This is a genomic window from Pseudonocardia kongjuensis, assembly GCF_039526905.1.
GTDB lineage: Bacteria > Actinomycetota > Actinomycetes > Mycobacteriales > Pseudonocardiaceae > Pseudonocardia > Pseudonocardia kongjuensis.
This window is the reverse complement of sequence record NZ_BAAAJK010000006.1, coordinates 531,552-545,788: the sequence shown is the minus strand read 5'-3', so window position 1 is coordinate 545,788 and position 14,237 is coordinate 531,552. Positions and strand designations below refer to the sequence as shown.

The following is a 14,237-nucleotide window of genomic DNA, read 5'->3' as shown; positions in this document are numbered from 1 at the left end:
CTATCGATAATCGATGGTAGCCTCCGATCATGCCGTTGCCAACGACCGGCGACCGCGAACGCGGGCCCGCCGCCTTCCGGACCCCGGAGGAGACCCTCGCCGCGCTGGCACTGCCCCGGCGCGGGATCACCTACTCGCTGTCGGTGCCGCGGTTCACCGGGATGCCGCTGTTCGGTGCGCACCCGCCGTTCCAGGTGAGCATGTCCCGCACCCCCGGCGGCCTGCGGGCCGAGGGGCGGCAGCCGTGGGGCCCGCGCAACGAGGTCAACCTCGGCTACATGGCCGAGCTCGTGAGCGCCACGTCGCACTGCGGGGCGCACGTCGATGCGCTGGCGCACATGACGATCGGCGAGGACGACCACTGGTACGGCGGGGGCAACGCGCGCGAGCACCTGGGCGACGGCGGGCCCCGGCTCGGCGACGCCTCGAAGCTGCCGCCGTTCATCACCCGCGGCGTCCTGCTGGACGTGGCCGCCCATCGCGGCGTCGACGCGCTCCCGAAGTCCGACCCGGTGACGGCCGACGAGCTCGCCGCCGTCGCCGACGCGCAGGGCGTCGAGGTGCGCTCCGGCGACGTCGTGCTGATCCGGACCGGCTACCTCGGCAAGTGGCCGGACACCGAGGCGCTCGCCCGGCACGCGACGGCGGGCCCGGACATCAGCGCCGCCCGCTGGCTGCTCGACCGCGGCGTCGTCGCGGCCGGCAGCGACACCGAGACCTTCGAGGTCCAGCCCGCGCCGGACCCCGGCGAGCCCGCCAACCCGCAGCCGGTGCACACGCTGCTGCTCATCGAGAGCGCGATCTACCTGTTCGAGTCCATCTACCTGGAGGAGCTCTCCCGGGACCGGGCGTACGAGTTCCTGTTCGTCGCGCTGCCGATCAAGATCGAGGGGGCGACCGGGTCGATGCTCGATCCGGTGGCGATCATCTGACCGCGTCCCGGGGCGCGCCGCCCCAGCCGAGCACCCGGGACAGGCCGAGCGCCGCGGTGCGGACGGCCGGGACGACCCGGGCCGGCGCGAACCGGGTCGACCAGCCGGTGATCGAGAGCGCGGCGACCGCGATCCCGTCCGGGCCGAGCACCGGCGCCGCGACGCAGGCGACGCCGGGTGCGGACTCCTCGTACTCCTCGGCGTGCCCGCGCGCCCGGATCTCGGCGAGCCGCTCGGCCAGCAGGCCGGGGGCGGTGACCGAGCGCGGGGTGCAGCGCACCAGGCCGCGCTCCAGGGCGGCGTCGAGCAGCTGCGGCGGGCCGAACGCCAGCAGCACCTTCCCGACGCCGGTGCAGTGCGCCGGCATCCGCCCGCCGAGCCGCGACGGCAGCCGCGGCCCGCCGGCGACCGACAGTTTCTGCAGGTAGATCACGTCCGCGCCGTCCGGCACGGCCAGGTGCACGGTCTCCCGGGTGGCCTCGTGCAGGTCGGTCAGGATCGGCATCGCCGACTCCTGCAGGTCGCGCTGGCGGGGCACCACCTGGCCCAGCTCGAACGCCCGCAGCCCCAGCCGGTAGCCGCCCGGCGTGCGCTCGACCATCGACCAGGTCTCCAGCTCGCCGAGCAGCCGGTGCGCCGTCGGCTTCGCCACGCCGCTGCGCCGGGCCAGCTCGGCCAGCGACACCTCGGGTTCCCCGGCCCGGAACCCGGCGAGCAGCCGCATCGCGCGGCCGAGCATCGACGGCCGGTCCGCCCCGGCTGCGTTTCGCACAGTGGAACGCACGGTGCCATCGTTGCGCACCGCGTACGGCACCGTCGAGCCATGACCACCTCGACACCCACCGACGCGGTGCGGACGGCGGCGGACCGGCTGCTCGACGCGGCCCGCAGCGGCACGCCGTGCGACCCGGTCCGCGCCCTGCTGCCCGACACCACCGTCGCCACCGGCTACGCCGTGCAGTCCGTGCTCACCGCCGCCCACCTGGAGGCCGGCCGCACCGTCGCCGGCCGCAAGATCGGCCTCACCTCGCCCGCCGTGCAGGCCCAGCTCGGGGTGGACCAGCCGGACTTCGGCGTGCTCTACGCCGACATGGCCTGCACGCAGGACGTCCCGATCGACATCGGCCGGCTGCTGCAGCCGCGGATCGAGGCCGAGATCGCGTTCGTGCTGGGCGCCGACCTCGACCACGACGACATCGACACCGCCACCGCCCGGGCCGCGGTCGCCCAGGTGGTGCCCGCCCTGGAGATCGTCGACAGCCGGGTCGCCGGCTGGGACATCACGATCGTCGACACGGTCGCCGACAACGCCTCCAGCGGCCTCTACGTGCTCGGCGACGACCGGCACGAGCTCGGCGACCGCGACCTGCGCGAGGTCGCGATGACGCTGACCGGCACCGACGGCGAGGTGCTGAGCTCCGGCACCGGCGCCGCCTGCCTCGGCGACCCGGTCGCCGCGCTGGTCTGGCTGGCCCGGGTGTCGCGCGAGTACGGCTCCCCGCTGCGCGCCGGCGAGGTCGTGCTCTCCGGCGCGCTCGGCCCGATGACGCCGGTCGCGCCCGGCAGCTCCTTCACCGCCACCCTGACCGGCCTCGGCGAGGTCCGGGCGAGCTTCACCGGAGGTGCCTCGTGACCGGCCGCGCGAAGGTGGCGATCGTCGGGTCCGGCAACATCGGCTCCGACCTGATGATGAAGATCGTCCGGCTCTCGGAGACCCTGGAGATGGCCGCGATGGTCGGCATCGACCCGGACTCCGACGGCCTCGCCCGGGCCCGGCGGCTCGGCTTCGCCACCACCGCCGAGGGCGTCGACGGGCTGCTGGAGATGTCGGTGTTCGACGACATCGACGTCGTGTTCGACGCGACGTCGGCCGGCTCGCACATCGCGAACGCCCGCGCGCTGGAACCGCACGACAAGATCCTGGTGGACCTGACCCCGGCCGCGATCGGGCCGTTCGTGGTGCCGCCGGTGAACCTGGCCGAGCACGCCGACGCCCGCAACGTCAACATGGTCACCTGCGGCGGCCAGGCCACCATCCCGATGGTCGCCGCCGTCGGCCGGGTCACCCCGGTCCGCTACGCCGAGATCGTCGCCTCCATCGCGTCGAAGTCGGCGGGCCCCGGCACCCGCGCCAACATCGACGAGTTCACCGAGACGACGTCGGCGGCCATCGAGCGGGTCGGTGGGGCGGAGCGCGGCAAGGCGATCATCGTGCTGAACCCCGCCGAGCCGCCGATGATCATGCGCGACACCGTGCTCTGCCTGGTCGACGACGCCGATCCGGCGGCGATCCGGGACAGCGTCGCCACGATGGTCGCCGAGGTCGCCCGGTACGTGCCCGGCTACCGGCTCAAGCAGGAGGTGCAGATCGAGCCGGTCGCCGACGACGAGCCGCTCGGCACCCTGCTCGCCCCCGGCAGCCCGCGCCCGGCGCTGCGCGTGTCGGTGTTCCTCGAGGTCGAGGGCGCCGCGCACTACCTGCCCGCCTACGCCGGGAACCTCGACATCATGACCTCGGCCGCGCTGCGGACCGCGGAGCAGCTCGTCGCCGCCCGGTCCGGCGCGACCCGGCCCACGGAGGCACTGGCATGACCGACCTGTACGTCCAGGACGTCACCCTGCGCGACGGCATGCACGCCATCCGGCACCGGCTCGACCCGGCCGACCTGCGCCGGATCGCCGCCGCGCTGGACGCCGCCGGGGTGGACGCCATCGAGGTCTCGCACGGCGACGGCCTGGCCGGCGCGAGCATCACCTACGGACCGGGCAGCAACACCGACTGGGACTGGATCGCGGCGGCCGCCGAGGTCGTCGAGAACGCGGTGCTCACCACCCTGCTGCTGCCCGGCATCGGCACCCTGGAGGACCTGCAGAAGGCCTACGACCTGGGGGTCCGGTCGGTGCGGGTGGCCACCCACGCCACCGAGGCCGACATCGCGGTGCAGCACATCGGCCGCGCCCGCGAGCTGGGCATGGACGTGTCCGGCTTCCTGATGATGTCGCACATGGCGTCGGCCGCGGACCTCGCGACGCAGGCCAAGATCATGGAGCGCGCCGGGGCGCACTGCGTGTACGTCACCGACTCCGGCGGCCGGCTCACCCCGGCCGGCGTCCGCGACCGGATGCGCGCCTACCGCGACGTGCTCGACCCGGCCACCCAGATCGGGATCCACGCGCACGAGAACCTGTCGCTGTCGGTGGCGAACTCGGTGGTCGCGGTGGAGGAGGGCGTCACCCGGGTCGACGCGTCGCTGGCCGGGCACGGTGCGGGGGCGGGCAACACCCCGATCGAGGCGTTCGTCGCGGTCGCCGACATCTACGGCTGGAAGCACGGCTGCGACCTGTTCGCGCTGCAGGACGCCGCCGACGATCTCGTCCGGCCGCTGCAGGACCGGCCGGTCCGGGTCGACCGGGAGACCCTCACGCTGGGCTTCGCCGGCGTCTACTCCAGCTTCCTGCGGCACGCCGAGCGCGCCGCCCGGGCGCACGGCCTGGACACCCGGGAGATCCTCGTCGAGGTCGGCCGCCGCGGGCTCGTCGGCGGGCAGGAGGACATGATCGTCGACATCGCGCTGGACCTGGCCGCGGCCCGCGGCTGAACGTCCGCTGGGGCGCTGGGGCGCTGGGGCGCTGGGGCGCTGGGGCGCGGTGGCGCTTGGGGCACGGGGGCACGGGGCACGGGGCGCGGGGCACGGGAGCGCTGGGGCACGGAGGCGCTGGGGCCCGGGGCGCTGGGGCACGGAGGCGCTGGGGCCTGGGGCGCTGGGCGCGGTGGCGCGGGGGCGCTGGGCGTCCGCAGCGCCGGTCGCCGTGCCCGCCCCGGGCCTCGCACCCCGTGCACGGCGTCGCACCCCTTGGATCGGGATTTCGCACCCCCAGCGCGGCGTCGCACCTGCTCCAGTCGGTGCGGGGTCGCGCTGGGGGTGCGGCAACCGCTCCGGCGGGGTGCGTGGTTGCGTCGCGGGCGCGGGCGTCGCACTTTTCAGCGGCGGCGCGGGCGTCACGCTTTCAGGGCAGGCGTCGCGTCGCGCCCCTGGCACGGCGTCGCACCCCTTGGATCGGGACCTCGCACCCCCAGCGCGGCGTCGCACCTGCTCCAGTCGGTGCAGGGTCGCGCTGGGGGTGCGGCAACCGCTCCGGCGGGGTGCGTCGTCGCGTCGACGGCGCGGGCGTCGCACTTTCAGTGCCGGCGCGGGTGTCGCACTGTCAGCGCAGGCGTCGCAGTCCCGTTCGGCGTCGCGCCGCGGCCGGCCGTCGCGACGCGTCGCGCCGTCGCACCGCCGGCCCGCCGTCGCACCCCTGGCGGCTCGTCGCACCTGCTCCAAGGGGTGCGAGGTCGCGCTGGGGGTGCGAGGTCCCGATCCAAGGGGTGCGAGGTCGCGCTGGGGGTGCGGCGTCCCGATCCAAGGGGTGCGATGGCGTGCTCTGGGTGCGCCGCCGCCGACCGTGCGGCCGGTCAACCGGGACGGACACCGGTCACGCTGGATCGGCCTCCACCGAGCCCGGGGCCGAGCCCGAGCTTGAGGCCGAGCCCGAGCTTGGGGCCGAGCCCGAGCCCGAGCCCGAGGCCGTGCCCGTGCCCGTGCCCGTGCCCGTGCCCGAGGCCGTGCCCGAGCCCGAGCCCGAGACACAGGCGGCACAGACCGGCCCCGGCGGCGTGCACAGCGCGACCGGGACGATCCGCGCGCCGCACCGGACGCGGAACCGGCCCGATGCCCCGGCGAGGTCCGCGACGTAGGTGTCGGCGTCCACCCGGTGGTCGAGACCGTCGTCCAGGGCGGTGATCCGGATCGAGAACCGCGCGCCCCGCTCCGGTCGCGGCCGGTCGGACCTCCACACACCCATAGCGCCCCCAATCTGTTTAAACAGGTTGCATGGTCCCGTCCTTCTCCGCCGGTGTCCAGCCACCCGGTGCCGGTGCGGCCACCGGACCGGCACCCGGATGGGCAGGTACGGTGCGCGACATGGCTGTACGACGGCGGCCGACGCACGAGATCGCGGCGGATCTGCGCGCTGCGATCGAGGCGGGGGAGCTGCCGCCCGGCTCCCGGCTTCCCAGCCGCGCCGCGCTCGCCGAGCGCTACGGCGTCGCCGAGCTGACGGTGACGCACGCGATGACCCAGCTGCGTCACGAAGGGCTGATCACCAGCCGCGCGGGCGCCGGCTCGTACGTCCGCGGCCCGCAGCAGCTGCTGCGGGCCAGCCGGTTGCGGCTCTCCCGCGCCGAACGCGTCGCCGGGCGCGGAACGTTCGCGACCGACGCGCACAGCGGTGGCTGGACCGCGCGCTCCGACGTCGAGGTGCGCACCGAACGGGCCGACGCGACGGTCGCCGGGTACCTCGGGATCGGTGAGGGCGACGAGGTGCTCGTCCGGGACCGGGTGATGTATGCCGACGACGAGCCGGTGCAGCTCGCCACCAGCTACCTCCCGGCGGAGCTCGCGACCGGCGCGATGGCCGAGCCGGACTCCGGCCCCGGCGGGATCTACGCCCGGCTCGAGGACGCCGGGCACGTCCTCACCCACTACGAGGAGACGGTGCGGGTCGGCCGGGCGACCGAGAGCGAGGCCGCGGCGCTGCGGACGACGCCCGGGACGCCGCTGCTGCGGCTCGTCCGGCGTGCGCACACCGCGACCCGGGTCGTCGAGGTCAACCTGATCACGATGCTCGGCGAGCGGTTCGAGCTCCACTACGAGGCGCCCGCGGAGTGACCGGCGCGGCCCGGCCACGGTGGGATGAACCCCCCGGCTTGCCAGCGTCTCCGCCGCGGCGCCATGCTGGTGGGGTGAGCGAGAAGTCTGTCGCACTGGACCTCGACGACGCCGGACTGGCCCGGGCCCTGCCCCGCCCGCCACACGGCCACGACGAGATCCAGGACGTACCGTTCCGCCCGGTGGGATTCCGGGACGACGACCTGCCCACGGCACTGGAGCGTTCCGCGCTCTGGCTGCGGGAGGTCCAGGAGTGGTTGGGGGAGCCGGTCGACGTGATCGGCGTCCATCTCGACTACGACGACAGTCCGGACGGCATCTACTACGAGGTCAAACTGCTCTGCAACGACGAGGACCTGGCCGGGGTCCCGATCGCGCTGCGCAGCCGTAACGGTGCAACCGGAGAGTCCGCCGGGACCACCACCTCCTGATACCCGACCGTCACTCCCGCCCGCCGGGTCGCGCTCAGCCGAGCGCGATCCGGCGGGCGGCCGCGTTCGCGGCGGCGGCCCAGCGGGTCACCGCCTCCGCGGTCGCCCGGCCGGCCGGTGCGGCGACGGCCAGCCCGGCGAGCGCCCCGGGGACCGCGACGCCGACGGCGGCGATCTCGATGTCGCTCTCGTTGTGCACCACGGCGTAGCCGCGCTCGCGCGCCTCGGCCACCGATCTCTCCAGCCCGGCCCGGCCGGCGACCCGTTCCGCGCGCTGCGCGTCGTCCATCGCGGCGATCACCGCCACCCCGGCCGAGGTGCGGTGCGCCGGTAGCTCCAGCCCGACCCGCCCGGCGACCCGCAGCGGCCGCCCGCTCTCCGCCGCGTCGACGAAGCGCGCCGTCGCCCCGTCGACGAGCACCAGCGAGACGGTCTCGTCCAGCTCGTCGCGCAGCGCCTCCAGGTGCGGACGGGCCCGGTCGCGGATCCCGAGCACGCCGACCGCCGCCATGCCCAGCCCGATCAGCGCCGGACCGGACCGGTAGCCGCGGCCGGACGGGTTGCGGGACAGGAACTCGTAGTGCTCCAGCATGGTCAGCAGCCGGTGTGCGGTGGAGCGCGCCACCCCGATCTCCCGCGCGCACTCCGAGATCCGCAGCTCGTCGCGGCTGCGCAGCATCAGCAGCAGGCGCAGCGCGTTGCCGACCGACTCGATCGGATAGGCCGGCCGGGCCGGCGGTGCGGAGTGTGTCACCGCGACATCCTCCCCCTCCTTGACGAGCGCTCGCCGTCTCGGGCACTGTCACGTAAAGCAGGACAGTGCAGGAAATCGTCCTGCTCCACAGAACAACCGTGACACATCTCGACGACGAGAGGGAGACCGTGGCAACGGAGGCGTTCCTCGCCCGCCGGGCGATCGACGTGCACGTCCACGTCACCGAGGGCGGTGGTGCGGCCGGTCGCGACGCCGCCAGCCGCGAGTTCCAGCAGGCGTCGGCGGCCGTGTTCGGCAGCGGCACCCAGACCACCGTCGACTCGGTGGCCGACCACTACCGCGAGCGCGACATCGGCGCCGTCGTGTTCGCCGTCGACAGCGAGACCGCGACCGGCCGCACCCCCGTCCCCAGCGAGGAGGTCGCCGATCTCGCCGCCGCACACGGCGACGTGCTGATCCCGTTCGGCAGCGTCGACCCCTGGCGCGGCCAGGTGTCGCTGCGCCGGATCCGCAGCCTGGTCGCCGAGCACGGGGTGCGGGGCTTCAAGTTCCACCCGTCCACCCAGGCGTTCTACCCGGACGACCACCGGTTCTTCCCGCTGTACGCGGCGATCGAGGAGGCCGGCGTCCCGGTCGTGTTCCACACCGGGCAGACCGGGATGGGGACCGGCCTGCGCGGCGGCGGCGGGATCCTGCTCAAGTACTCGAACCCGATGCACCTCGACGAGGTCGCCGCGACCTTCCCGGACCTGACGATCATCATGGCGCACCCGTCCGTCCCCTGGCAGGACGAGGGACTGGCGGTCGCCATGCACAAGCCGAACGTCTACATCGACCTGTCCGGCTGGTCGCCGAAGTACTTCGAGCCCAAGCTCGTGCGCTACATGAACCGGCTGCTCACCGACAAGGTCCTGTTCGGCAGCGACTACCCGCTGATCAGCCCGGACCGCTGGCTGCGCGACTTCGCCGGTCTCGACATCGACGACGACGTGCGGCCCCGGATCCTCAAGGACAACGCCGTCACCGCGCTGGGCCTGGTCCCCGCGGCACCGCAGACCACGACGGGAGCGACCACCCGATGAGCCGACTGCAGAACGTGTCCGTGCTGGTGAGCGGCGGTGGCCGGGGGATCGGCCGGGCCGGCGCGATCGCCATGGCCGCCGAGGGCGCCACCGTCGGCGTGCTCGATCTCGACGGCAGTGCCGCGGCCGCGGTCGCCGAGGAGATCGTGCAGGCCGGCGGGAACGCGCGCGCCTGGAAGGTCGACGTCGTCGATCCGGACCAGGTCGCGGCCGTCGTCGAGGAGACCGTGCAGTGGGCCGGCGGGGTCGACGTCTTCGTGCACTCGGCGGGGATCGTCGGCCCGGCGATGCTCAAGGACATGACGCTCGAGTCGTTCGAGAACGTCGTGCGGGTCAACCTGACCGGCACCTTCGTCTGCCTCACCGCACTGATCCCGCACTGGACCGGGCGCGGCCACGGGAAGTTCGTCGCGCTGGCGTCCCCGGCGGCGGTGCGCGGCCAGGTCGGCGGCGGCAACTACGCGGCCGCGAAGGCCGGCGTCGTCGCACTGGTCAAGACGGCGGCGGCCGAGCTGGCCCGGCACAACGTCACCGCGAACGCGCTGCTGCCGATCGCGGCGACCGAGATGTCGGCGACCGTCCGGGAGAACCCGAAGCTGGAGGAGAAGTTCCTCGGGATGATCCCGCTGCGCCGCTGGGCCACGCCGGAGGACATCGCGCCGAGCCTGGTCTACCTGGCCTCGTCCGACTCCGACTACATGACCGGCGCGGTGCTGTCCGTCGACGGCGGCCGGACGATCTGAGGAGGACCCCGGTGCATCCCTGGACGGTCGCCGAGCAGCTCCGCTGGGTCGCGGCCCGGCGGCCCACCGACGTCGCGCTGGTCGACGACCACGGGGAGTCGAGCTTCGCCGAGCTGCACCGGCGGGCGTCCGCGCTCGCCGGGCACCTCGCCCGGTACGCGGGCGGGCGGATCGGGCTCTACCTCGCGAACCGGCGGGAGTGGGCCGAGGCGTTCTTCGCCTGCCAGCTGGCCGGGGTGGCGGCCGTCCCGGTGAACGACCGCTACCAGGAGCGCGAGGTGCGCCATCTGGTCGCCGACGCCGACGTCCGGCTGGTCGTCACCGACGGTGCGGCGCACCGGGCCGAGGTGCTCGCCGGCCTGTCCGGCGACGTCGACGTGCTCACCACCGGCCCGGACTACGAGCGCGCCCTCGCCGACGCCGGACCGGTCGCCCCCACCGGGTCCGACGAGTCGGCCGTGCTCTACACCTCCGGCACGACCGCGCTGCCCAAGGGCGTCGCGCTGAGCCGCGCCAACCAGGCGTTCGGCACCTGGCTCGGGCCGGCGACCCTGCTCGGGCTCACCGCCGCCGACACCGTGCTGATCTCCACCCCGCTCGGGCACCGGGTCGGGCAGGTCCGGCTGCTCGGCGGGGTGCTGTCCGGCGGGCGCACCGTGCTCAGCGCCGACGCCCGGCCGGCCACCCTGGTCGACGCCGTGGCGCGGCACCGGGTGACCGTCACCGGGATGGTCCCGACGATCGCCCGCGACCTGGTCGGCTCCGGCGCGATCGGCGACCGGATGAACAGCCTGCGGGTGCTGAGCGTGACCGGCGAGGCGACCACGCCGGAGCTGCGCGAGGCGGTCGCGGCCGCGCTGCCGGGCACCGAGCTGTGGACGTTCTTCGCCTCCACCGAGACCGGGCTCGCCGCGGCGCTGCCACCGGCCGCGTTCACCACCCGGCCCGGCTCGTCCGGGCGGGCGCTGCCCGGGGTGGAGCTCGCCGTGCGCGATCCCGAGGGCGGCCCGCGGTCCGGCTCCGGGACGGGGGAGGTGCTGGTCCGGTCCGGGGCGCCGGGGAGCTACGCGGTCGGCGCCGGCTACGTCGGCGCCGCCGCCGGGAGACCGTTCACCGACCCGGACGGCTGGTTCGCCACCGGCGACCTGGGTGAGCTCGACGCCGACGGCTGGCTGTCGATCACCGGCCGGTCCAAGGACATGATCCTCTCCGGCGGCTTCAACATCGCCGCCGCCGAGGTCGAGGAGATCCTGCGCCGCCATCCCGGGGTGCGCGACGTCGCCGTCACCGGGGAGCCCGACGAGCGGTTCGGCGAGCAGGTGGTGGCCTGGGTGGTGCCCGGCGACGGCGATCGGGTCACCGTCGAGGAGCTGCGCGCCTTCACCGCCGAGCAGGCCGCCGCGTTCAAGCGGCCGCGGACGGTGCGCTTCGTCGACGCGCTCCCGCGGACCGCGACCGGCAAGGTCGCGAAGTGGCAGCTGGCCCGGTGAGCACCGCGGGCCCGCGCAGGCCGGTCGACGTACCGGACGCCTACCACCGGTTCGCCGACGACGCCGCGGCCTGGCTCGCCGATCACGTCGGGGAGCTGCCCGACGTCGACACCGACGAAGGCTTCGCCGCGCACCGGGACTGGGAAGCCACCCTGCACGACGCCGGCTGGACCGGTCTGTCCTGGCCGCGCGAGTACGGCGGCGCCGGCGGGGACGTGCTGCACGAGGCGATCTTCGCCGAGGCGTACGAGCGGGCCGGTGGCCCGGTCCGGATCACCCGTCCCGCGCTGCGCTTCCTCGGGCCCGCGCTGATGCACGCCGCCGACCCGGCGCAGCGGGCACGCTGGCTGCCGCCGATGCTGCGGGCCGAGGAGATCTGGTGCCAGGGCTTCTCCGAGCCCGGCGCGGGCAGCGATCTCGCCGCCGTCGGCACCCGGGCGGTCCGCCGCGGCGACGATTACGTCGTCGACGGGCAGAAGACCTGGACCACCTACGGCCGGCACGCCGACCGGATGTTCGCGCTGGTCCGCACCGGCCCGTCCGGCGGGCGGCACCGCGGGCTCAGCTGCCTCGCGATCGACCTCGCCGCACCCGGGGTCGACGTGCGCCCGATCCGCCAGGTGCACGGACGGGCCGGCTTCGCCGAGGTGTTCCTGACCGGCGTCCGGGTGCCGGTCGCCGACCGGATCGGCGACGAGGACGAGGGCTGGGCGGTCGCGATGCGGCTGCTGTCGTTCGAGCGCGGGCCGGACGCGGGCGGCCCGGCCCGCAGCCGCCGCCGGCTCGCGGCACTGGCCGCGGACGTCGCCGCCACCGGACCGCAGGACCGGGCCGGCGTCGAACGGGAGCTGGGCGCGCTGGTCGCCCGCACGCACGGCTACCGCTGCCACACCGACCGCCGGGTCACCGCCGCCTGGCGGGGCGAGCAGCCCGGCGCCGGATCGAGCGTGGTGAAGCTGTACTCCTCGGAGCTGGATCTCGACGTCGTCGAACTGGGGCTGGACCTGTTCGGTGACGAGCGCACCGCCGAGGGGACCCCCGAGTTCCTGGACCTGTGGCACAGCCGCGCCGGCCGGGTCTACGGCGGTGCCGCCGAGATCCAGCGGACCGTCGTCGCGGACCGGCTGCTCGGGCTGCCCCGGTGAGGTCGCAGGCGGCACGGCTGTTCGACCTCTCCGCGGAGCAGCTCGCGCTCGCCGAGGCGGCGCGGCCGGTGTTCGCCGCGGCGTCCCGGGCCGGGTCCGGCGCGGCCGCACCGGACGGCCCCGGCACGGGCCCGCCCGGTCCCGGCTGGCGGGTCCTCGGCGGATCGGGCCTGTTCGGCGCGCTGCTCCCGGAGGACCGCGGCGGCCTCGGGCTCGCCCCGTCCGAGCTGGTGCCGATCACCGAGGAGGCCGGCCGGGTGCCGGTGCCCGGCCCACTGGTCGAGACGCTCTGGATCGCCGTCCCCGCGCTGGCCGCCGGCGACCATCCGCTGCTGGACCGGGTGCTCGACGGCCGCGCCGTCGCCACCGCGGCCGATCCGGCCGGGCGGGCGCCGGACCTGGACGTCGCCGCCGCGGTGGTCGTGCCGGGCGCGCGCGGCGACCTGCTGGTCGACCGGCCCGCCGGGGCGACCGCCGAGCGGGTGTCCACATCGGATCGGCTGGAGCGCTCGTTCCGGCTGCCGTCGGCGCCGGGCCGGAGACCCGGCCCCGGCCGCGGCGTCCCGGCGTCCGGCGGCGATCCCGCGGGCCGTCCGGGCGGGCACCTGCTGCCGCCGCTGCTCGGGACCGGCGCGGTCACCCTCGGCCGGCTCGGCGGCGCCGCGCACCTGGTCGGCATCGCCGCGCGGCTGCTGGAGATCGCCGTCGGGCACGCGCGGAACCGGGTCCAGTTCGGCGTGCCGGTCGGCAGCTTCCAGGCCGTCCGGCACCGGCTCGCCGACACCCACGTCGAGATCGAGATCGCCCGCAGCGCGGTCGGCGGCGCGGCCACCGACGTCGACCGCGGCGACCCGGTCGCTGCGGATACGGTCGCCTGCGCCGCCGTGCTCGCCCGCCGCGCGTTCGCCGCCGCCGAGCGGCACTGCCTGCAGGCGCTCGGCGGCATCGGCTTCACCTGGGAGCACGAGCTGCACGTGCTGGTGAAACGCGGGCACACCTTCGCGCACCGGTTCGGCTCCCGGCGGGACCTGGAGCGGCTGCTCGGCGCCGGGCTGCTCGACGCCGCCGCGGCCGCCCCGCGGCCGGACCCGCCGCGCCCGCACATCTGACGACGACCGAAGGAGGAACTGGGATGGCCCCAGGCAGGATCGACAAGGGACGCATCGGCCACCGCTATCCGGTGTACCGCTACGAGGTGAGCCGCGCCAAGATCGAGGAGTACGCCGCGTCCGTCGGGTTCGCCGTGCCGGACGCACCGGTCGGCACCCCGGTGGAGGCGCCCGGGATGTTCGCCGCCTGCTTCACCGTGATGCGCGGTGCCGCCCTGCTCCGGGAGGACGACGGCCTCGGCGGCAGCGGCGCGATCGTGCACGCCGGCCAGGAGTACGAGTTCCACGGCCGGGTCCGCAGCGGCGACGTGCTGCGCTGCACCCCGACGATCACCGACATCCGCGACCGGGGCGCGCACACCTACCTGACGCTGGAGATCGAGTGCGTCGACGAGTCGTCCGAGCAGCCGGTGGCGACCAGCCGGCAGACGATCGCCTACCTGGGGGCCGCGGCATGACCATCGCGACGACACTGCAGGCCGGCACCGTGATGCCCGAGGTCCGGCACACCGTGGAGCAGGCCGACCTGATCCGCTACGCCGGTGCGTCCGGCGACTTCAACCGGCTGCACTGGGACGAGCCCTACGCCGCGCAGGCCGGCCCGACCGGTGGGGTGATCGTGCACGGCATGCTCACCCTCGGACTGCTGGTCCGGGCGGTCGGCGAGTGGATCGGCGGCGACGACCGGGTGCTGTCCACCTCGGTCAGCTTCCGGGCGCCCTGTCCGGTGGGGGCGACCGTCACCCTGCGGGCCGAGGTGCTGGAGAGCGACGACGCGGCCGGCACCGCCGTGCTCGCGGTGGGCGCCGAGCTCCCCGACGGCTCCCCGGTGCTCGACGCCAGGCGCTCCCGGATCGTGGTGCGCACCGGCTGAACGTC

Annotated in this window: 15 protein-coding genes; 13 read left to right on the top strand and 2 right to left on the bottom strand. The window is 75.3% G+C overall.

Annotation, left to right across the window (positions count from 1 at the left end):
- The first annotated feature begins 29 nt into the window (after positions 1-29).
- Entirely contained in the window at positions 30-932 is a 903-nt protein-coding gene (locus ABD160_RS10220; protein ID WP_344020830.1) for a cyclase family protein, read from the top strand.
- On the opposite strand, the gene ABD160_RS10215 is transcribed toward ABD160_RS10220, so the two are convergent.
- Entirely contained in the window at positions 925-1,704 is a 780-nt protein-coding gene (locus ABD160_RS10215; RefSeq protein ID WP_344020828.1) for an IclR family transcriptional regulator, read from the bottom strand. The two genes, ABD160_RS10220 and ABD160_RS10215, sit on opposite strands and share 8 nt — an antisense overlap.
- Before the next feature lie 51 nt (positions 1,705-1,755).
- Here ABD160_RS10215 and ABD160_RS10210 point away from each other — a divergent pair, with 51 nt between their 5' ends.
- The 5 genes from ABD160_RS10210 (at position 1,756) to ABD160_RS10190 (ending at position 7,074) form a co-directional block, all read left to right on the top strand.
- Positions 1,756-2,565 (top strand): 2-keto-4-pentenoate hydratase, encoded by an 810-nt coding sequence (locus tag ABD160_RS10210; protein WP_344020826.1) that lies wholly within the window; start codon positions 1,756-1,758, stop codon positions 2,563-2,565.
- A complete protein-coding gene (locus ABD160_RS10205) occupies positions 2,562-3,524 on the top strand; it encodes an acetaldehyde dehydrogenase (acetylating) (protein ID WP_344020824.1) in 963 nt (320 codons plus the stop codon). Before ABD160_RS10210 ends, ABD160_RS10205 begins: the two co-directional genes overlap by 4 nt.
- Positions 3,521-4,531 (top strand): 4-hydroxy-2-oxovalerate aldolase, encoded by a 1,011-nt coding sequence (dmpG, locus tag ABD160_RS10200; protein WP_344020822.1) that lies wholly within the window; start codon positions 3,521-3,523, stop codon positions 4,529-4,531. The genes ABD160_RS10205 and dmpG overlap by 4 nt, the downstream gene beginning before the upstream one ends.
- A gap of 1,365 nt (positions 4,532-5,896) precedes the next feature.
- On the top strand, positions 5,897-6,643 hold the full coding sequence (locus tag ABD160_RS10195) for a GntR family transcriptional regulator (RefSeq protein ID WP_344020820.1): 747 nt from the start codon (positions 5,897-5,899) through the stop codon (positions 6,641-6,643).
- A gap of 74 nt (positions 6,644-6,717) precedes the next feature.
- A complete protein-coding gene (locus ABD160_RS10190) occupies positions 6,718-7,074 on the top strand; it encodes a hypothetical protein (RefSeq protein ID WP_344020819.1) in 357 nt (118 codons plus the stop codon).
- 34 nt (positions 7,075-7,108) lie between these two features.
- On the opposite strand, the gene ABD160_RS10185 is transcribed toward ABD160_RS10190, so the two are convergent.
- The gene (locus ABD160_RS10185) at positions 7,109-7,828 is read right to left on the bottom strand and encodes an IclR family transcriptional regulator (RefSeq protein ID WP_344020817.1); all 720 of its coding nucleotides are present in this window, start codon (positions 7,826-7,828) and stop codon (positions 7,109-7,111) included.
- 98 nt (positions 7,829-7,926) lie between these two features.
- Between ABD160_RS10185 and ABD160_RS10180 the strand changes: the two genes are divergently transcribed.
- From ABD160_RS10180 to ABD160_RS10150, 7 genes are read left to right on the top strand one after another with little or no spacing between them, the layout of a single operon-like run.
- Positions 7,927-8,871 carry an amidohydrolase family protein gene (locus ABD160_RS10180; RefSeq protein WP_344020815.1) on the top strand — a complete coding sequence of 315 codons (945 nt, stop codon included), beginning with the start codon at positions 7,927-7,929 and terminating at the stop codon, positions 8,869-8,871.
- Entirely contained in the window at positions 8,868-9,614 is a 747-nt protein-coding gene (locus tag ABD160_RS10175; protein WP_344020813.1) for an SDR family NAD(P)-dependent oxidoreductase, read from the top strand. Before ABD160_RS10180 ends, ABD160_RS10175 begins: the two co-directional genes overlap by 4 nt.
- Positions 9,615-9,625: 11 nt before the next feature.
- Complete coding sequence (locus tag ABD160_RS10170; protein ID WP_344020811.1) at positions 9,626-11,104, top strand: class I adenylate-forming enzyme family protein; 1,479 nt, start codon at positions 9,626-9,628, stop codon at positions 11,102-11,104.
- Positions 11,101-12,249 (top strand): acyl-CoA dehydrogenase family protein, encoded by a 1,149-nt coding sequence (locus tag ABD160_RS10165; RefSeq protein WP_344020809.1) that lies wholly within the window; start codon positions 11,101-11,103, stop codon positions 12,247-12,249. Before ABD160_RS10170 ends, ABD160_RS10165 begins: the two co-directional genes overlap by 4 nt.
- A complete protein-coding gene (locus tag ABD160_RS10160; protein ID WP_344020807.1) occupies positions 12,246-13,358 on the top strand; it encodes an acyl-CoA dehydrogenase family protein in 1,113 nt (370 codons plus the stop codon). The genes ABD160_RS10165 and ABD160_RS10160 overlap by 4 nt, the downstream gene beginning before the upstream one ends.
- 23 nt (positions 13,359-13,381) lie before the next feature.
- Entirely contained in the window at positions 13,382-13,816 is a 435-nt protein-coding gene (locus tag ABD160_RS10155; RefSeq protein ID WP_344020805.1) for an FAS1-like dehydratase domain-containing protein, read from the top strand.
- Positions 13,813-14,232, top strand: coding sequence for a MaoC family dehydratase (locus tag ABD160_RS10150; protein WP_344020803.1), 420 nt, complete (start codon positions 13,813-13,815; stop codon positions 14,230-14,232). Before ABD160_RS10155 ends, ABD160_RS10150 begins: the two co-directional genes overlap by 4 nt.
- Positions 14,233-14,237: the final 5 nt, after the last annotated feature.